At 44.6% G+C, this 17,897-nt stretch carries 16 protein-coding genes, 6 tRNA genes, 2 rRNA genes and 1 pseudogene; 3 read left to right on the top strand and 22 right to left on the bottom strand.

The genetic code is table 11. The features are described from left to right. The 3 genes and pseudogenes from BLW39_RS06860 to BLW39_RS06850 all read right to left on the bottom strand — a co-directional run. Nucleotides 1-509: pseudogene (locus tag BLW39_RS06860) on the bottom strand (restriction endonuclease subunit S); the annotation flags it as partial. Nucleotides 510-740: 231 nt separating this feature from the next. Next, nucleotides 741-1,085: a hypothetical protein gene (locus BLW39_RS06855; protein WP_059376594.1), complete on the bottom strand. Its 345-nt coding sequence runs from the start codon at nucleotides 1,083-1,085 to the stop codon at nucleotides 741-743. Between the two features lie 487 nt (nucleotides 1,086-1,572). After that, nucleotides 1,573-1,644 (bottom strand) — tRNA-Glu (locus BLW39_RS06850). Nucleotides 1,645-1,895: 251 nt separating this feature from the next. On the opposite strand from BLW39_RS06850, the gene BLW39_RS06845 reads away from it, so the two are divergent. Both BLW39_RS06845 and BLW39_RS06840 read left to right on the top strand, forming a co-directional pair. Continuing rightward, nucleotides 1,896-2,792: an ABC transporter ATP-binding protein gene (locus BLW39_RS06845; protein WP_059376597.1), complete on the top strand. Its 897-nt coding sequence runs from the start codon at nucleotides 1,896-1,898 to the stop codon at nucleotides 2,790-2,792. Further along, nucleotides 2,785-4,008, top strand: coding sequence for an ABC transporter permease (locus BLW39_RS06840; protein WP_059376605.1), 1,224 nt, complete (start codon nucleotides 2,785-2,787; stop codon nucleotides 4,006-4,008). Before BLW39_RS06845 ends, BLW39_RS06840 begins: the two co-directional genes overlap by 8 nt. A gap of 97 nt (nucleotides 4,009-4,105) precedes the next feature. Here the strand turns inward: BLW39_RS06840 and BLW39_RS06835 are convergent, their stop codons facing one another. Together BLW39_RS06835 and BLW39_RS06830 are read right to left on the bottom strand one after the other, a co-directional pair. Further along, a complete protein-coding gene (locus BLW39_RS06835) occupies nucleotides 4,106-5,821 on the bottom strand; it encodes an ABC transporter permease/substrate binding protein (RefSeq protein WP_059376614.1) in 1,716 nt (571 codons plus the stop codon). Further along, complete coding sequence (locus BLW39_RS06830) at nucleotides 5,814-7,004, bottom strand: quaternary amine ABC transporter ATP-binding protein (protein WP_059376618.1); 1,191 nt, start codon at nucleotides 7,002-7,004, stop codon at nucleotides 5,814-5,816. Before BLW39_RS06830 ends, BLW39_RS06835 begins: the two co-directional genes overlap by 8 nt. A gap of 166 nt (nucleotides 7,005-7,170) precedes the next feature. On the opposite strand from BLW39_RS06830, the gene BLW39_RS06825 reads away from it, so the two are divergent. After that, on the top strand, nucleotides 7,171-7,788 hold the full coding sequence (locus BLW39_RS06825; RefSeq protein ID WP_059376621.1) for a GntR family transcriptional regulator: 618 nt from the start codon (nucleotides 7,171-7,173) through the stop codon (nucleotides 7,786-7,788). Between the two features lie 55 nt (nucleotides 7,789-7,843). On the opposite strand, the gene BLW39_RS06820 is transcribed toward BLW39_RS06825, so the two are convergent. From BLW39_RS06820 to BLW39_RS06740, 17 genes are all read right to left on the bottom strand, one after another. Then, nucleotides 7,844-9,190 (bottom strand): glucose-6-phosphate isomerase, encoded by a 1,347-nt coding sequence (locus tag BLW39_RS06820; RefSeq protein ID WP_059376624.1) that lies wholly within the window; start codon nucleotides 9,188-9,190, stop codon nucleotides 7,844-7,846. A 97-nt stretch (nucleotides 9,191-9,287) separates the two neighbouring features. After that, nucleotides 9,288-10,610, bottom strand: a complete 1,323-nt coding sequence (locus BLW39_RS06815; protein ID WP_059376628.1) for a D-alanyl-D-alanine carboxypeptidase family protein — start codon at nucleotides 10,608-10,610, stop codon at nucleotides 9,288-9,290. Beyond that, nucleotides 10,600-11,712: a sensor histidine kinase gene (locus BLW39_RS06810; RefSeq protein WP_074717882.1), complete on the bottom strand. Its 1,113-nt coding sequence runs from the start codon at nucleotides 11,710-11,712 to the stop codon at nucleotides 10,600-10,602. Before BLW39_RS06810 ends, BLW39_RS06815 begins: the two co-directional genes overlap by 11 nt. A 2-nt stretch (nucleotides 11,713-11,714) precedes the next feature. Continuing rightward, on the bottom strand, nucleotides 11,715-12,404 hold the full coding sequence (locus BLW39_RS06805; protein WP_059376633.1) for a response regulator transcription factor: 690 nt from the start codon (nucleotides 12,402-12,404) through the stop codon (nucleotides 11,715-11,717). A gap of 3 nt (nucleotides 12,405-12,407) precedes the next feature. Then, entirely contained in the window at nucleotides 12,408-13,118 is a 711-nt protein-coding gene (locus BLW39_RS06800) for a DUF1129 family protein (protein WP_059376636.1), read from the bottom strand. A gap of 26 nt (nucleotides 13,119-13,144) precedes the next feature. After that, complete coding sequence (gene ychF, locus BLW39_RS06795) at nucleotides 13,145-14,245, bottom strand: redox-regulated ATPase YchF (RefSeq protein WP_059376640.1); 1,101 nt, start codon at nucleotides 14,243-14,245, stop codon at nucleotides 13,145-13,147. A 25-nt stretch (nucleotides 14,246-14,270) separates the two neighbouring features. Further along, nucleotides 14,271-14,480 (bottom strand): DUF951 domain-containing protein, encoded by a 210-nt coding sequence (locus BLW39_RS06790; protein ID WP_059376643.1) that lies wholly within the window; start codon nucleotides 14,478-14,480, stop codon nucleotides 14,271-14,273. A gap of 2 nt (nucleotides 14,481-14,482) precedes the next feature. Continuing rightward, on the bottom strand, nucleotides 14,483-15,382 hold the full coding sequence (locus tag BLW39_RS06785; RefSeq protein ID WP_059376645.1) for a ParB/RepB/Spo0J family partition protein: 900 nt from the start codon (nucleotides 15,380-15,382) through the stop codon (nucleotides 14,483-14,485). After that, nucleotides 15,375-16,133: a ParA family protein gene (locus BLW39_RS06780; RefSeq protein ID WP_059376649.1), complete on the bottom strand. Its 759-nt coding sequence runs from the start codon at nucleotides 16,131-16,133 to the stop codon at nucleotides 15,375-15,377. The genes BLW39_RS06785 and BLW39_RS06780 overlap by 8 nt, the downstream gene beginning before the upstream one ends. Nucleotides 16,134-16,152: 19 nt before the next feature. Then, entirely contained in the window at nucleotides 16,153-16,869 is a 717-nt protein-coding gene (gene rsmG / locus BLW39_RS06775) for a 16S rRNA (guanine(527)-N(7))-methyltransferase RsmG (RefSeq protein ID WP_059376653.1), read from the bottom strand. A 138-nt stretch (nucleotides 16,870-17,007) separates the two neighbouring features. Continuing rightward, nucleotides 17,008-17,091, bottom strand: a tRNA-Leu gene (locus tag BLW39_RS06770). Between the two features lie 26 nt (nucleotides 17,092-17,117). Then, nucleotides 17,118-17,190 (bottom strand) — tRNA-His (locus BLW39_RS06765). Nucleotides 17,191-17,192: 2 nt separating this feature from the next. Next, nucleotides 17,193-17,266, bottom strand: a tRNA-Trp gene (locus BLW39_RS06760). Nucleotides 17,267-17,369: 103 nt separating this feature from the next. Continuing rightward, nucleotides 17,370-17,442, bottom strand: a tRNA-Val gene (locus tag BLW39_RS06755). A 4-nt stretch (nucleotides 17,443-17,446) separates the two neighbouring features. Then, nucleotides 17,447-17,537, bottom strand: a tRNA-Ser gene (locus tag BLW39_RS06750). A gap of 38 nt (nucleotides 17,538-17,575) precedes the next feature. Beyond that, a 5S ribosomal RNA gene (gene rrf / locus BLW39_RS06745) occupies nucleotides 17,576-17,692 on the bottom strand. Between the two features lie 79 nt (nucleotides 17,693-17,771). Next, nucleotides 17,772-17,897 (bottom strand): 23S ribosomal RNA (locus BLW39_RS06740); the annotation flags it as partial.

Here is a 17,897-nt window from a genome sequence, read left to right as displayed (position 1 = left end):
TGATGAAGGGTGATGAGGTTGTCTAATTTCTTGAATAGTGTTCCAACTTTAGCTTGTTCTACATTACTAATTGGAACTCTGAATTCTGAATTAGCTACTATCTTCCAATCTGAACGAGGCATTTTTGTGCCCGTGGATAAATTAGAAATTGTTTCATATTGCTTAGTTTGTATCAATGTATAAGTAAATTGGCTATTAATGTTTGAACGAAATACCCACCAATCACCAATAGCAATGCCTTTAAAATTAGCTATAAGCCAATTTTTGAGGTATGGCCGAAGTTTGCCAAATAAAATATCGTCTTCCTGGAATAAAATTCCTTTTCGATTATTTTCTTTAAGGGCTACATTTTTATTTAATTTACCATATCCAGAAATAACATCATCATATTCTACGGACGGCAAATTTTCTTCACTAGTTTTAGCAACTCGTTTTACTAAAGAGTCAAACTTACGCTGTTCCCAAGCATCAGTAAATCCTTTAAATCTTATTACTGGTGTATTGTCCATTTTTACACTCCTAGCTTCCTATTGGCTTAGCTAATCGTATAGTTTTCAAAATATCAAAGCAATAGCATTTTACTAATCTTAACAAATAAAACACCTACTCATTAGACCCTTTCACATGAGCTATATTTTGAACCTAATAAAGACTTTCTAACTCTTAATGTCTAATCATACTAGAACAAACAAAAAAAGCCTCCACGGGCTTTATATGGCTCATCTATAAAATATGTTGTTTTAGCTAATCTGTTTAATACGTTCCGGCTGTTCTATGGACTTGGATACCCTGTTCAGATTGTTGTTGACTCTTTTTATAACGGCAGCGGGAGCTATTATGTTGAAATATTCGCCAAATGGTTTTTTGTTCTTGTGATGGACAATTTCCATCTCAATAATTTCAGGCGGTAACGTGTCGGTATAGTTATCAAACGCTTTTTTTACTTCTAACAAAAAATTATAACACTCTTCATCGTCAGGATTGATAAAACGTCCATTACCATCTTGCTTTAAATATTCATAACCGGCTATTTCCCAATCAACATGCCCTGTAAAATAGTTCTTAATTATATTTTTTTGCTTCATGTAATTCCCCCACAAGTTCTTTTAAGACAATTATACAGGAAGACCTGACGCCCTAAAACAGGGCACCAGCGTACTTTTAGGTACGGAGGTTCAGGGTGTGGATGTATCCACGCCCAAGTATAACAGGCGTACCTCAAGGTACGGTTGTTAGTTGTCCACTACTGGACAATATAAAAATATCCGCTACTTTTCTGCTACAGTTTTAAGCCGTGTTGTTGTTCATTATCTGCGGTACTGATCTGGTACTTTATCGCTTTAATAACAATTTATCCGCTTTTATCAGTCTTTTCCCGCTACTTTTCTGCTATTTAGGCAAAATAAAAACGGCTATAAAAGCCGTTACATTGCTGGGGTGCAACCTTTATTTTATCCGCTACTTTTTCCGCTACTTTTGTTGATTTCCAGTGACGTTCAGTGACGTTCAAAAAATAAAAATAGCTTAGGATTGGGGTTTTTGACGCCTCTTGACGTCTCCTGATTCCCTAAATAGCCCCAGAGGGAGTCGAACCCTCGATTCCGCGCTGAGAACGCGACGTCTTAACCACTTGACCATGGGGCCATGGTCAACAATACTTAAATAGTTTACTAGATTATTGCCCCTCAGTCAATTAAATTTTACAAAGCAGTCCCATCTAATCACCAACTATCCCATCCCCATTTGCCAGGGTCTCGTTAGTTAACAAGGGACAACCACTAAAATTCGAACCTCAGCCACTGTTATGGGATAATAGAAATAATACTGCTGATAGTTCAAGGGTTCGAGTCCCTCTGAGCAATCAACAACTATGAATCAGTTAATAGGAGTCAACTATGATTACCCTTTCACACCTATCCAAGTCCTTTGGTGACCATCGAGCCGTTTCCGACCTCTCGGTTACTCTGAAGCCCGGCGAAGTCCTCGGCCTAATTGGGCAAAACGGGGCCGGTAAAACCACGACCTTTCGCATGATTTTGAACTTTATCGAGGCAGACAAAGGGACCATCAGCTGGGATAACCAGCCGATTGATGCCCACAAGCGCCGTTTGATTGGCTTCCTCCCCGAAGAACGTGGCCTTTATCAAAAGCAAACCATCGAGGAGCAAGTTGTCTACCTCGCCCAGCTCCACGGCATGGAAAAATCCGCTGCCAAAGCTACCCTAAAAGACTGGATGGACCGGCTTCAAGTCGTTGGTAATCCTGGCGACTTGGTGCAAACATTATCCAAGGGAAATGCTCAGAAGATTCAAATGATTATGGCCCTAATTTTTGATCCCGACTTCGTCATCTTGGATGAGCCCTTTTCAGGGCTAGACCCCGTCAATGCTGGCATCTTTATGGATGAGATTAAACGGTTAAAAGACCGTGGTGCCATGATTATCTTTTCATCGCACAACATGGATAACGTCAACCAAATTTCTGACCAGCTTCTGATGTTAAAAAAGGGTAAGACCGTTTTACAGGGTCCCGTCCAAGCCATTCGGGAATCATTTGGCCGCACCCGGCTCTACTTGGAAACTGATGAATTTAATCAAGCAGACCTTGCTGCCATGGCCGGCGTCACTTCCGTTACGAAGCAAGACGGTGGTTTCCTGCTGAAACTGACCAACGAGGAAGCTGGTCACGCCATCTTTGATAAGGTAACCGCCAACGGCTACATCCCCGCCTTTTCACAGCAACCACCAACCCTTGCCGAAATTTTCAAAACGGAGGTCAGCACCAATGACTAATCCAACTTTACTAGTTGCTAAACACACCTACCTAACTCGACTCAAGAAAAAGTCCTTTTGGTGGATGGTCTTTTCCCCGATTATTTTAATTGCCGCAGCGGCTTTGCTCGGTTACGGCATTGCTCACTTTTCTTCACAGCAGGAAGCCAAGATTGCAGTGGTAGGGCCATCAAGCAGCCGGCAAATCTTAGCCAATGCGGCCGATCAATTAGACCTTAAAATTTCAAATATCAGCGATGACCAGGCGGCCAAAACGGCGCTAAAGGCAAACAAAATCGATGGTATCTTAACCTTGGACAGTAACCAGGGCACTCTGGTTACTCAACCCAAAGCACCAAAAATCGATAAGGACAAATTGCAGGCAGTCTTAGGTAAAATTGCCCTAATCACCAGGGCCAAAGACTACGGCTTGGATAACCAACAAGCTCAGACCTTGCTATCTCCATTTGCCCTGAAGACCGAAGTACAAAATCAAAAGAGTCAGGCTAACGCCGACAATGTTGAGGCCGCCAAATCAATCATTGCCGTGGCCGTCACGATTATCGTCTTGGTGATTGTTTCAACTTACGCCTCACTGATTGGTAATGAGATTGCTAACGAAAAGTCTTCCCGCATTATGGAAACCCTGCTAGCAGCCTCTTCGGCTCAAGCACAGTACTTTGGTAAGCTGCTGGGTGTGACTGCCCTTCTAGCCAGCCAGCTCGTGGCCTACGTCGTTTTAGGGGCTGCCGCCAACCTCTTTGGTAAAAAAATCGAGGTAATTAACCAGGGCTTGTCCTACTTGTCAGCCTTGACACCCGCCTTTATCCTGTACACCCTTATCTTTGTGATTGTGGCCACCGCCCTTTACCTAGTGCTAGCAGCCATCGCTGCGTCATTGGTGAACGATATTTCGCAGGTTTCCCAGGCAATGGTACCGGTGACCACTCTGGCCATGATGCCCTACATCGTTGGCTTAGCCTCCGCTTCAAATGGTGGCAACAACCTTCTGGTAAGAATCTTCGCCTACATTCCCTTCATGTCCCAGTCAACCATGCCCAGCCTCTTAGCCAACCAGTACGCTAATTGGTGGCAAGCCATCTTGTCACTATTGATTTCAGTGCTGGCGCTACTCGCCCTTGGTTGGTTCGGCCAAAAGCTTTACGCCAAAAACGTCCTATCCTACTCGGATGAAAACGTTCTAAAACAATTGATGCGCTCCTTCAAGCGCAACTAAGGCGTTCGATTAAGACCAACAAAAAAGGCCCCATCGCCATGATGGGGCCTTTTCTTTATCCACTAATCATTAGCGAACAAAGCGTTATTAATTAATCTTACTTAAACCAAGCATTAACCTGTGACTTATGTGAGCTAATCCAGTCGTCAGCAGCCTTAGTTGGCGTCTTACCGTTTTGGATATCAAGCATCACAGTCTGCATATCACTTTGAGTCCAGTGGAACTTCTTCATGACCTTGTAGACATCAGGGCTTGTTTGCTTCAAGTTCTTCCGAACAACGGTGTTAATTGATTCTTGTCCACCCATTGTTCCCTTTGGATCGGCCAAATACTTCAACTTGTACTTGTTAAACATCCAGTGTGGTGACCAACCAGTCACGATAATTGGTTGCTTTGCCTTGTAAGCCTTGTCCAAAGCCGTCGTCATAGCACCTGAAGATGACTCTTGCAAGTTCCAGCCTGACAAGTTTGGATAGGCCTTCAAAGTATTGGCAGCCAACTTCATTTCACCGGCACCAGGTTCGATACCAGTAATCGTCTTGTTGGCCTGGTTCGTCAAGTCGGCAATTGAGTTGACGTCCATATAGTCCGGCACAACGAAGCCAAGTTTGACACCCTTCAAATTAGGACCAAGCAAATCGACATCATTCTTGTACTTAGCGTACAAGTCCTTGTGCGTATTTGGCAACCAGGCAGAAACAGTTCCATCTACCTGCTTGTTGGCAACGGATTGCCAGTTCACGGCGTTATCCAATGGCGTAATCGTCACGTTATAACCGTGCTGGCGCATTGCCTCGGCCAAAACGTTAGTAGAAGCCACTTCGGAATCCCACTCAACGTAACCAAGGGTAACCTTCTTACCAGATGACTGAGTAGCAGTGATTGAACCAACCACACCAGAAATCAACAAGATGGCTAACATTGCCCAAGTTGTGAGCTTGCGCCACTTAGGCAACTTTGGTGCAGAAACTGGTTCCGTGTTCAAACGTTGCACAAAACGGTCAACGATAATCGCCAAGATAACCAAGGCAATTCCACTAACGAAACCAGCACCAACATCAGCGTGTTGGACGGCTGACAAGACACCACGACCAAGTCCTGGTGCACCAATCATGGAAGCCGTCACAACCATTGACAAGGCCAACATAATTGTTTGCTTTGAACCAGCAATAATCGTGTTCTTCGCATTTGGCAATTCCAGCTTGAACAACTTCTGCCAAGTCGTTGCTCCAAATGAATCAGCAGCTTCAACCAATGAAGTTGGCACTTGCTGCAAGCCAAGGTAAGTAAAGTTCACGACTGGTGGCAAAGCGAAGATAATTGAGGCAAAGGCCCCTGGCACAACACCGATACCAAAGAAGGCAACGGCAGGAATCAAATAAACAAAGGCAGGCATGGTCTGCATAAAGTCCAAGATGGGCTTAATCACAGCGTAGGCCTTTGGTGACTTTGATGACCAGATTCCCAAAGGAATTCCAATCACCAGAGAAATCACTGATGCCACCAAGACCAAGGTCAGTGTTTGCATCAAATCTGACCAAAGCCCCTGGTTCGCAATCAAAGCCAAACCAAGCAAAATAAAGATTGGTTGACCATACTTCTTTGGCGTCAACAGCCAAGAAATCAAGGCTAAGGTAATAATAAAGATAGGCATTGGGATGGCCGTCAAAAAGTTGGTGACGGCATCCATGGTGTTTGATCCACCTGTCTGAATAGCGTTGAACAAGCCTGACAAGTTCTTAGTCAACCAGTTGACCCCATCCGTTACCCAGCTATCTAATGGGAGTTTAGCAATTGATAATAAATTAATCATTGTTGTCTCCTTCCGTTTGGGCTAGTGCTTCAATCACAGCACCACGAATGATGATACCGTGTAACTTTTGATTTTCATCAACGACCGCAACAGGTGTGTGAGCGTCATAAATAATTGGCATGATGTCGGCGACCAAAGTATCTGGTGTGACCGTTGGCATTTCTGTCAAAACATCACGCAGGTTTTTCTTTTCACGTCGAGCAGCAACTGCCGCATCCGAGGTAATATAGCCAGCAAACTTACGGTTGGCATCAACTGCCACCAAACCAGAAACTTCTTCTTCAGACATCCGGTGCAAGGCCACATTTGGACCATCCGTGTCGGCGTTAATGGTGAAGCCAGGAATCATGATGGTTTCGGCATTCAGGACCTTCGAACGATCAACATCTTCGACGAAGTTTTCAACATAGCCATTGGCTGGGTTCGTCAAAATTTCTTCCCCGGTACCAATTTGTTGTAACTGACCATCTTTCATAATGGCAATCCGGTCACCCAGACGCAAAGCTTCGTTCAAGTCGTGGGTAATAAAGATGATGGTCTTTTTCACGTTGGCCTGCAAGTCGAGCAATTCGTCTTGCATTTCGTGACGGACCAATGGATCCAAAGCTGAGAACGCTTCATCCATCAGCAGGATATCAGGGTCATTCGTTAATGCCCGTGACAAACCAACTCGTTGTTGCATCCCCCCAGAAAGCTGGGATGGGTACTGGTCCTTAAAGGACAAAAGTTGTGAATTTTCCAAAGCCTTTTCGGCTCGTTGCCGGCGTTCTGCCGCTGGCACCCCTTGAATTTCCAAACCGAATTCAGTGTTTTCCAAAATCGTCCGGTGTGGGAACAAGGCAAAGTTTTGAAAGACCATCGACATCTTCTGCCGACGAATGTCTAACATTTCCTTCTTGTTGTAGTGGGTGATGTTCTTACCGTCTAAGATAATTTCACCACTGGTTGGCTCAATGAGCCGGTTCAATAGGCGAATCAACGTTGATTTACCAGATCCTGACAGACCCATAATCACGAAAATTTCACCCTCATTGACTTCTAGGTTAATGTCATAAACACCAACCGTTGAGCCAGTTTTCTCAAAGATTTCGTTCTTAGATTTGTTTTCTTTAACCATCTTCAGAGCAGCTTTTTGCCGCTTACCGAAAATCTTGGTCAAATGCTTAATCTGAACTTTTGGCATAACCCCTCCTATTAGTTGACTATCTAGCGTATTTAAAATACACTAGATAAAGTGACCACCGTAACAAAATATCCGATGGTTAATAGTGACCACCCTATTATCATACACTAATGGTCACTTAAGTCAAATTAGAATATTTTTTCACTATTTGTCAAAGGACACGGTTATGCCGAAAGTTAAAGAACCACGTTATCATAAAATTGCTCAAGAAATCGCCGAACACATTGTTAATAAGCAGTTTGTCGTCGGCGAAAAGCTTCACGCCCGCTCAACCCTTGCGGCGACCTTTGGGGTTTCTGCCGAAACCGCCCGCAAGGCCATTTCTGTCTTAGCTGACCTTGACATTGTTAAACCCGTTCATGGATCAGGCGTGGAAGTTCTCTCCCGCGAAAAGGCCAAAGAGTTTTTGGACCAAGCCAAGGAGAGTCGCGACCTTCAAACGACGCATGGTGAAATTAAATCACTGATTGCCAAACAAAAAGAAGATCTCGGTAACTTAGAAGAAGCCTTCTCGCTTTTGCTGGACCAAACCCAGCGCGTGCGGAAAAACAATCCGATGTCACCTTATGAATTTGTTCCCGAAGCAAATTCACCAAAGTTGAACCAATCAATCGGGACACTCAACTTCTGGCATAATACCGGTGCCACCATCATCGCCATTCTTCATGAGGATGAGATTGTCTTGTCACCCGGCCCTTATGCTAACATTTCGGCCGGTGATACCATTTACTTTGTTGGTTCAGACAAAACCGTCGAAGCTGTTCAACAATTTTTCGCAAATTAAAAAGCTAGCAAACGTTTTAACAGCGTTTGCTAGCTTTTTTATTTTATCGACAAATTTAATCGTTTAAGCGTTCGTGATAAACCTTGCTTTGTTCTTCATAACCTGGCTTGTCCAAAAGGGCGAACATCGCCGTCTTGTAGGCTTCAACACCGGGTTGGTTGAATGGATTGATGTTAAAGAGATAACCAGAAACACCAACGGCCATTTCAAAGAAGTAAATCAATTCACCCAAACCCGCTTCATCTTGGCGGTCAACGTGGACGGCCAAATTGGGCACGCCACCATCAACGTGAGCTAAGACAACACCGGTAGCGGCTGTCTTGTTAACTTCTTCCAATGACTTACCTTCCAAATAAAGCAAACCATCTTCGTTGCTACCCGTCTTTGGAATCGTCAAATCATGCTTTGAATGGTCGACTCGAACCACCGTTTCAAAGAGGTCGCGGCGTCCTTCTTGGATATACTGACCCAACGAGTGCAAGTCAGTTGAATAGTTGGCAGATGAAGGATAGATACCCTTTTGGTTCTTTCCTTCTGATTCTCCCATCAACTGCTTCCACCATTCTGATAGGTATTGCAATGATGGTTCCCAATTAGCCAAAATTTCGGTGGTATAACCCTTATCGTACAAAATTCGACGGTAAGCGGCATAGGCCAGTGCAGGGTTCTCATACAAGTCGTCGCTGCTATAAGTCTTTTCTGCAGTTGCTGCCGCAGCCAAGACCTGATCGATATCAATGCCGGCAGCAGCCATTGGCAATAGACCAACTGCTGACAAAACAGAGAAGCGGCCACCAATTCCATCAGGAATGGTCAAAGTTTGGTAACCTTCTGCTTCGGCTTCGCTCTTCAAAGCACCGCGCTTGGCATCAGTCGTCGCTACAATTCGTTCCTTAGCGCCTTCTTCACCATACTTAGCCACCAACCGTTGCTTAAAGAAACGGAAAGCAACAGCTGGTTCAGTCGTTGTTCCAGACTTTGAAATCACGTTAACCGAGAAGTCTTGATCGCCGATGACTTGGTCCAATTGGTCCAATGCCATTGGTGACATGGCATTTCCGGCAAAGTAAACCTTAACGGCCTTGCCAGCCACGAGTTCGTTGTGCCAAGGTGACTTCACAAAATCAATCGCCATGCGCGCACCCAAGTAAGAGCCACCGATACCGATAACAACCAGTACCTTTGAATTTGCTTGGATTTTTTCTGCCGCTTGGTGAATTGGTGCCAAAGTCGCTTCGGTTTGGATAGATGCCCAGTTGACCCAGTCCGTGAAATCAGCACCAGCACCGCTTTTTTGCACCAAGGTTTGGTGGGCAAAACGGACCTGATCTTTGATTTCGTCAAGTTCATTGTCTTTGACAAAGTTCTTTAGACCACTTGAATCAAATTTGATTGCTGCCATGAGAATACCCCTTTCTATCGGAAAGTAAACGCTTTCACATTTTTATTATAGCACCTTTTTCCAAATAAATATCAATGAAAGGGCCCGGTTTTTTTATTTATTTCTTGTCCGAAATCTTATAGCGACTCAATGGAATTGACTTTTGCTGCTGACTATAACCAGGCAAATAAGTTGCCCGCATATCCGGTTCGGCATAGGCCAAGACATCGCTATTGTCATCGCTTGGACGAGACTCCAAATCAGACAAATCCTTAACCTTCAAAATTTTCTTATTGTTTGTCCAATAAGTCTTATTATCGGCAACCTGGACATCAATCTTAGTTTTTTCCTTGGCCACACCAATTGTCTTATGGTTCTTAATTTGTGAGCCAACACTAAAGCTGTGAGGAGTTTTCTTAGCTAGGACCTCGTTGACCATATCGATGGTCTTTTGGAAACGTTCCTTGTTATCGGTATAATCAGCGGCGTTATTAATCACCGTAATGAATTCATGACCCTGTTGGTCAACCACATAACCAGTAAAGCAAGCACCGGCTTCCGGTGTCGAACCGGTCTTAAGTCCCAAAATTTGTAGGTTATTCGGGTTGTCTAAGCCCTTGATGATGTTTGCAAACTTTTGACCAAATTCAGAAGTTTCCGTTACCTTAACCGTCTTATTCTTGGTGTAGGTAATGGTTGGATTTGCCGTTAGTGTCTTTAAGGTTGGGTCCATGTTCATCACCTTGGCACCCAATTCGGCAATTTGCAAAGCAGAAGCGTGGTTTGCAGCTGAATCCGAAGCCGAGCTAACCTGGTTGCCCAGTGCGTCCCCATTCTTTAGGCCCGCCCCGTTATACCAAGCAGAACCCTTCAGGTGCAATTCGCTAGCCAATCCCTGCAAGGTTTCCTGGCTCGTCTTACCCGGCTTTGTCAACGCCGCAGTCAATGACCAGGCGGCATCATTTGCGGAATTAGTGAACATTGACCAATACAAGTCACGGACAGAAACCTTGTCACCGGTCTTCACATTCAAATGTGAAATCACATCGGCATTTTGTGACGACAAATCAGCCGCGGCCGGTATCGTCACTTGGTCGGTCCAATTCATTTGATGGTTTTCAATCGCCTTTAAGACCCCATAGGCCACCAAAAGCTTACTTTCGGAAGCGATGGCCGTTTGGGTGTTGGGGTTCTTTTGTCCCAGCACTTGACCAGTAGTCAAATCAGCAACTACGGCTGAATCAGCATCGACCTTTAAAGAGACGGGTTGGTCCTTTGTCGCCTGATTGACTGGTTTAACAGCATCAGGAAAGTCCCGCACCGTAAAAAATGCACCGACACCAATGATAATGGCCGCAATCAAAAGGATTAAAAGCCAAAAACGTCCACGTTTTTTGGGCTTATTAACGGCCTGTAACCGGTAGTTTTGCTCATTGTTCATTTTCTTGTTCTTCTTTCACTTGCTTCAAGGGCAGGGTCAAAACGAATGCCGTTAAGTCATCGTCTGACTCCACTCGCACTTGACCATGGTGCTGGTCGACAATCCCCTTGACGATTGCCAGACCAAGACCGGTACCACCGGTTTTACTATTGCGTGATTCTTCAACGCGATAAAAACGTTCAAAAATATGTTTGGCCGAACTCGACGGAATGGCTGGTCCATCGTTAATAACGCGAATCTCAACCTGGTCTTGTTCCTTCATTTGCCCGGTGAGCTTAATAAAGCTGGCTCCCTGCCCATATTTCAAAGCATTTTCAACTAAATTGATTAATGCTCGGGCCAGTTTATCCGAATCCCCCGCCATCACAATCAGGCGTGGGTCAAGGTTCGTGGCAAAACGCAATTGCCGATTTTCGGCCTCCATCACGTAGTTCGCCAAAACTTGGTCAAATAAATCACCCAAAGAGAAATCGGTAATATTGAGCGAAATGGAAGTTGACTGCAACTTCGCAAACTCAAACAGGTCTTCGACCAAAGTCTTCATTTGATTGGACTTATGATAGGCCGTTTCCAAATATTTAGCCCGATCCTGTTCGGTCATCGGTGAGGTGGTATTTACAACCAAACCTAAGTAACCGATAATTGCCGTCAATGGTGTCCGTAAATCGTGTGAGATGTTGGTCATCATCTCATCCTTGGACTGCTCAACCATCAACTGTTCTTCCCGCGACCGATTAAATTGACTAACCACTTGGTCAATCAAGGCAGTTAACTGCCGGGCCTGGTTGCCATAGGTGGGTAATTGGTGCAAGTGGCCCTTGCTCTGATTATTTTGTTTTTCTTGGTCAGCAATTTGAATTAAGCGTTCCGATAATTGAACAAAAATCAACCGTTCCCGGCTCCGCTTCCAAACGTGGATTAACCAGCCAAGGCTAATTAGTGCCCAGACCAAGTAAAAAAAAGGCCAGCTAACCTTAGCTGACCAATCAACTTTGTCTTTTAATAGGTCAAAGACCAACGCCCAGGCCAAGCTGAACGACACAGCGACACCTAAGATAAAAGACAAAACTGTTTGAATCAGTATTGTACTTTTCTTGACCATACTTAACTCACTTCAATCTTGTAACCAACGCCCCAGACGGTTTGAATAACTTGGTCACCCTGGGTGGCCTCTTCCAACTTGTCACGCAAATGCGACACGTGGACCATGACCGTCTTAGCGGACACAACAGATTCCTGCTGCCAAACGCGTTCAAAAATATCATCCGCGGAAAAGACCCGGTTCGGATGTGAAGCTAACAAATACAAAATGCCAAATTCAAGCGCCGTTAAGTTGACCAAATCGCCATTGGCCGTCTTAACTTCATGTGAATCTTTGTTGATAACCAAAGAGGCCACTGACAAGACATCTGGCTTTTGTTCTTGCACCATGTTTTGTGACCGGCGCAACAGTGAACGAATCCGCGCCATCACTTCTAGTGGGTTAAATGGCTTGGTCACATAGTCGTCGGCACCAGAAATCAAGCCTTGAATCTTGTCCATATCGGAAGACTTGGCTGACAACATCAAAATTGGAATGTGGGTGTCCTTACGGACTGCCTTCAAGACCTCAAAACCAGACATGTTGGGCATCATGATGTCCAACACCATCAAGGCAACATCTGGATTTGTATTCAGCTTTGACAAAGCCTCTTTTCCATCTGATGCAATCAGTGGTTCATAGCCTTCGTTCTTTAAATAAATTTCCAATAATTCAGCGATTTCTTGATCATCATCGACAACTAAGATTTTCATCTGTTACTCCTTTTTAGCAGCCTCGGCATCAATACGAGCCTGTTGTGCTAACTTTGAAATAGCCAAAATACCACCATGTTCGAAACCGGCGTGCTTGCGGTTGAGCAAATAAGCCAACCATGACAAGGCCAACATGACCACGTAACCAAACAATGGCAAAGTTGGGTTGATTGCCGCTGGAATCAGCAAGAAGGCTGAGAAACCAACAATCCAAAGCACGGCCACAACAATCAATAGCAACCAAGTTGGCAGCTTCTTTTTTGTTTGCTCAGCCTTGGGATTAGGTACTAAGCGCTGCATTGCTAAGGTGTAAATTACACCACCCCAGATTGATAGCAACAAGACGGACAAAACGCCCAATCCTTCGCTTTGAGCAGAACTCTTACCAAGACCCATTGTAATGGCAAAGAATCCAGACAAGAACATAATCAATACTAAGGCCGTATCAGCAGCCAAGAAAGTAAATGAATAGTCATGGAACTTCTTTGCCAAGCGAGCAGGATTCAAATACTTTTGTAATAGTGTTGCAGGCGATCCATAGATTTGAGCAGCCGTTTGTCCGGCTTTTTGTCCCGTGTAAAGCCGGTTAGCAACAGCTTGAATGATTTCTTGCTTTTGCTCATCATCCAATTTATCCGTTTCGGCCATCCCCTTTTGGAAACGGAACATAAAATCTTGGTTCTTCTTGCTTAATTGTGAGTCTAACTGAGTCATATTTTATCTTTCGTCTTTAAAAGTTATTATACGTTAAAGCGGAATTCAATGATATCACCGTCTTGAACGTCGTAATCCTTACCTTCAGAACGGAGCTTACCGGCTTCCTTGACTGCTTTCACTGAGCCATATTCATCTAAGTCAGCAAAGGCAATCGTTTCGGCCCGAATAAAGCCGCGTTCAAAGTCGGAATGAATCACACCGGCAGCTTGAGGAGCCTTGAAACCAGCCTTAAAGGTCCAGGCACGCGTTTCCTTACCACCAGCAGTAAAGAAGGTCCGCAAGTCTAAAAGATGGTAAGCAGAGCGAATAAGCTTGTTCAAACCGGGTTCAGTCACACCGGCCAATTCAAGGTAATCGGCGCGCTCGTCATCATCCAACTGAGCGATTTCTTCTTCGGCGTTGGCTGACAAAGCAATTACCTCGGCATTTTCGGTCGCTGCAAAGTCCTTAATCTTTTGGTAGTAAGGAGAATTCGTTGGGTCAGCCATATCATCTTCAGCAATGTTAGCTACATAAAGGATTGGCTTTGACGTCAACAAGAACAAACTCTTAACTACTTTTTGTTCTTCGTCTGAGAATTCAATACTGCGAACGGCCTTACCGGCTTCAAGCACTGGCTTAATCTTTTCCAAAACCGCTGCTTCGGCTTTGGCAGCCTTATCAGAACCCTTTGCTGCTCGAGCAACCTTGGCATAACGCTTGTCGACCGCTTCCAAATCAGCCAAGACCAATTCGGTATTAATCGTGTCAATATCATCCAATGGGTCAACCTTACCGTTAACGTGAATAATTTCATCGTCATCAAAGGCCCGGACAACGTGAACAATGGCGTTCACTTGGCGAATGTTTTCCAAGAACTTGTTTCCCAGTCCTTCACCCTTCGAAGCACCCTTCACAATTCCGGCAATATCCGTAAATTCAAAGGTTGTTGGAATCACCTTGTCGGCTGGTTCGATTTCTTGAATTCGAGCCAAACGGTCATCAGGGACTTCAACAATCCCCACGTTTGGTTCAATCGTGGCAAAGGGGTAGTTGGCCATTTCAGCGCCAGCTTTTGTAATTGCATTAAAGAGGGTTGACTTACCAACGTTAGGTAAACCAACGATTCCAGCTGTTAAAGCCATGTTTTAAATCCTTTCATCTTGTTGGTTAATCAGCCTGTTCGTCTGATTTTTTCAAGACTTTCTTTAAACGTTTTTCAAAGTTAAACCGAGTCAGCATAATTGTTCGATTGCAATTCGAGCAAGTAATCTTGATGTCGGCCCCCAAGCGGTTGATCACCCAGGCGTTTGTGCCACAAGCATGTGGCTTCTTCATTTCGACTAAGTCGTGCAGACCATATTGAATTGCTTCAGCCATTATTAGTCAACCTCGATTGATAGGATAGATAGAATGCGTGCTAAATCTTGTTCAGACAAGTAGGCAATTTCAATTTTACCAGCGCCCTTTTGACCGGCGTTGACCTTAACCTTCGTCCCAAATTTATCTTCAAGACGATTAGCCAAGTCCTTAGCAAATGGGGACTCCGCCTTCTTTTGTGGCTTTTGGCCGCCAGCGTTCAACCGCTTCACCAAGGCTTCAACCTGGCGAACATTCAACTGATCCTTAATAATCGTTTGAATCGCCTCGTTAACTTGGCTTTCCTTTTCCAAACCAAGTAAGGCACGGGCCTGTCCCATTGACAGATCACCACTTTGTACTAGGTCTTGCACCGCATTTGGTAACTTCAACAAACGCAAGCCATTGGCAATCGTCGTCCGTTCTTTCCCTAACTTTTCGGCCAACTGAGTCTGATTGACTTGCAGTTGCGCCATCAAATTAGCATAGGCGCGCGCTTCTTCAATCGGATCCAAGTTATCACGTTGCAAGTTTTCAATCAAAGCCAACGTCGCCATCGTATCATCATTGGTTGCCCGCACAATGGCCGTAATTTCTTTGGCAGCCAATGATTGAGTTGCCCGGAAACGGCGTTCCCCGGCAATAATTTGATACTTTGAACCCGTCTTGCGAACGATAATTGGCGTCAACAAGCCGTTTTCTTGTATTGATTGTGCCAATTCTTTGATTGATTCATCATCGAAGTGCAACCGCGGCTGAAAGGGGTTCGCCTCAATTTGGCTCAATGGCAATGAGACAACCTTTTCACCGGCTTCAGGACTTCGACTAGCAGTCTTTGAATGTTCCAAAGCTTCTGGTGAAATCCGGTTAGCGCCAAAAAGCGAATCCATGTTTTTACCTAAACCACTTTTTTTATTAACCATATTGCGCGATTACCTCCTTGGCAAATTCTGTATAAACTCGAGCTCCTAGTGACTTTGGATCAAAGTCAATAATTGCCTGACCATATGAGGGTGCTTCGGACAAACGGACAGTCCGCGGAATAACCGTTTGATAGACCCGATTTTCAAAGTACTTGCGAACTTCTTCTGATACCTGTTTGGCCAAATTCGTCCGCGTATCATACATCGTTAGCAAGATACCAGCCATTTCCAAATCAGGATTCAAACCTTGGCGAACGAGCTCGATTGAGTTAATCAATTGGCCCAAACCTTCCAGCGCATAAAATTCTGTTTGCACCGGAATCAAAACAGCATCAGCAGCCGTAAATGAATTAATGGTCAATAGCCCAAGTGAAGGTGGATTATCAATCAAAATATAGTCGTAGTCTTCTGTCACCGCCGCCAAAGCGTTCTTTAAGCGGTACTCACGGTCAGCAACCTCAACCAACTGAACTTCAGTTTCTGACAATTGGATGGTTGTGGGCAAAATATCTAAGTTGTCAGCATGAACAATGGCATCCTTGACAGGGACATCATTCATCAAAACATCGTAAATGTCTTGTTCCAATTCAGATTTATCAACACCAACACCAGAGGTAGCGTTTCCTTGTGGATCGGCATCCACCAATAAAACACGCTTACCAGCCTTAGCTAAGGCTGCACCGAGATTAATGCTTGTAGTTGTTTTACCAACCCCACCCTTTTGGTTGGCTAACGCAATTATCTTTGCCATTCTCTGGCTCCTTTTCATTTTATAAAGGCTTTTTACTTGGCGTCCCAGCCTGTCTTGGATACTTCTTTGGTGTCTTTTCGACCTTATCAATGACTTGAATCACCCGTGGGTCACCATTGGCTAGCTGGAAATTAAAGCTATCTTTTAACTGTCCACCCAAAACCTTCAGAGCCTTCTGACCGGCCTGTAACTCTTCTTCACCAGCAGAGCCCTTCATCACGAGCAACTGCCCACCTAAGCGGACAAATGGCAAAGTGTATTCAGCCAAGACTGCTGTTTTAGCAACAGCTCGTGCCGTGGCGTAATCAAAGTGTTCACGCATTTGACTATCTTGGCCAAAATCTTCAGCCCGACCATGCAAGACCGTTACATTTTCCAAACCTAGTTCTTGAACAACCGTTTTTAAGAAGTTAACCCGCTTATTCAAGGAATCAACAAGGGTCACCTTTAAATCTGGTAAAGCAATTTTCAACGGCAAAGCCGGAAAACCAGCTCCCGAACCAATATCAATCAAACTTGCGCCAGCCTCTTTTAGGGCTGGATGATGTAGGACCAAAGTTAATGAATCAAAGAAATGTTTCAAATAAACTTCATCGTGGTCAGTAATCGCCGTCAAGTTAAATTCTTGGTTCGTTTTCACCAAGAGTGAATAGTATTTTTCAAATTGTTCTAATTGCTTGCTTGATAGCGTCAAACCCGCGTCAGCTAGGCTTTTTTCAAATGCTTCTTGGTCCAAAATTTTCCTCCAAACCAGGTCCCAATTAGCCTAGTTTACTACTATCAAGAATACCTAAAAAACGGCTAAAATTCAAGCCGTCCACCCCTTTTTGTTTCGACAAAAAAACCCGGACAAAAGTCCAGGTTTTCTTTGAGATGCCCTCGGTGGGAGTCGAACCCACACGGTGTTGCCACCACTGGATTTTGAGTCCAGCGCGTCTGCCAATTCCGCCACAAGGGCAATATAAAGTATAACTACTTTATTAGGGCGGTAGAAGGGGATCGAACCCTCGCATGCTGGATCCACAAACCAGTGTGTTAACCACTTCACCACTACCGCCATGGCAGGGATAGAGGGAATCGAACCCCCATCAACGGTTTTGGAGACCGCTATTCTACCATTAAACTATATCCCTAAGATATTACAATCAGCTTTTAGCCGAAACAACATGATGAGGACTTGCACCTCACTAAGTTACTGTAACTCATGTTTGAAAACCAAAAGAGGTTAAATATAAATGGACGATACAGGGATCGAACCTGTGACCCCCTGCTTGTAAGGCAGGTGCTCTCCCAGCTGAGCTAATCGTCCAATATGGAGAGAAAGGGATTCGAACCCTCGAAGCAACTTTCGTCGCTTACACGGTTTCCAACCGTGCTCCTTAAGCCTGACTCGGACACCTCTCCAGAAAACTCTCTTCAAGTTTTCATTATTAATATGTACGGCATCGCGTCGTCCTATCCTCGCAGCCAGCGTTCCGGCAACTACTTTCGGCGCTATAGAGCTTAACTTCTGTGTTCGAGATGGGTACAGGTGGTTCCTCTATGCCATCAACACGACACCTTGAGCTTTTACACTCAAAACTAAATAATCGTTACTCTTCTTTTTTCTAAATCAACCTCTTGCTACTCATTGACTCTTTGGTTAAGTCCTCGACCGATTAGTACTAGTCCGCTCAACGTGTCACCACGCTTCCACTTCTAGCCTATCTACCTCATCATCTCTGAGGGGTCTTACTCTATTAATTAGATGGGAAATCTCATCTC

Origin of the sequence: Fructobacillus pseudoficulneus (assembly GCF_900108455.1) — a bacterium.
Taxonomy (GTDB): domain Bacteria; phylum Bacillota; class Bacilli; order Lactobacillales; family Lactobacillaceae; genus Fructobacillus; species Fructobacillus pseudoficulneus.
The sequence above is the reverse complement of the archived record's forward strand: the minus strand, read 5'-3'. Positions and strand labels throughout refer to the sequence as shown.

Coding starts and splice junctions, on each gene's coding strand:
- ychF (WP_059376640.1), bottom strand. CDS start 14,245: ATGGCTTTAACAGCTGGAATCGTTGGTTTACCTAACGTTGGTAAGTCA.
- BLW39_RS06845 (WP_059376597.1), top strand. CDS start 1,896: ATGATTACCCTTTCACACCTATCCAAGTCCTTTGGTGACCATCGAGCC.
- BLW39_RS06835 (WP_059376614.1), bottom strand. CDS start 5,821: ATGATTAATTTATTATCAATTGCTAAACTCCCATTAGATAGCTGGGTA.
- BLW39_RS06820 (WP_059376624.1), bottom strand. CDS start 9,190: ATGGCAGCAATCAAATTTGATTCAAGTGGTCTAAAGAACTTTGTCAAA.
- BLW39_RS06855 (WP_059376594.1), bottom strand. CDS start 1,085: ATGAAGCAAAAAAATATAATTAAGAACTATTTTACAGGGCATGTTGAT.
- BLW39_RS06840 (WP_059376605.1), top strand. CDS start 2,785: ATGACTAATCCAACTTTACTAGTTGCTAAACACACCTACCTAACTCGA.
- BLW39_RS06800 (WP_059376636.1), bottom strand. CDS start 13,118: ATGACTCAGTTAGACTCACAATTAAGCAAGAAGAACCAAGATTTTATG.
- BLW39_RS06825 (WP_059376621.1), top strand. CDS start 7,171: ATGCCGAAAGTTAAAGAACCACGTTATCATAAAATTGCTCAAGAAATC.
- BLW39_RS06810 (WP_074717882.1), bottom strand. CDS start 11,712: ATGGTCAAGAAAAGTACAATACTGATTCAAACAGTTTTGTCTTTTATC.
- BLW39_RS06785 (WP_059376645.1), bottom strand. CDS start 15,382: ATGGTTAATAAAAAAAGTGGTTTAGGTAAAAACATGGATTCGCTTTTT.
- BLW39_RS06790 (WP_059376643.1), bottom strand. CDS start 14,480: ATGGCTGAAGCAATTCAATATGGTCTGCACGACTTAGTCGAAATGAAG.
- BLW39_RS06805 (WP_059376633.1), bottom strand. CDS start 12,404: ATGAAAATCTTAGTTGTCGATGATGATCAAGAAATCGCTGAATTATTG.
- BLW39_RS06780 (WP_059376649.1), bottom strand. CDS start 16,133: ATGGCAAAGATAATTGCGTTAGCCAACCAAAAGGGTGGGGTTGGTAAA.
- BLW39_RS06815 (WP_059376628.1), bottom strand. CDS start 10,610: ATGAACAATGAGCAAAACTACCGGTTACAGGCCGTTAATAAGCCCAAA.
- BLW39_RS06830 (WP_059376618.1), bottom strand. CDS start 7,004: ATGCCAAAAGTTCAGATTAAGCATTTGACCAAGATTTTCGGTAAGCGG.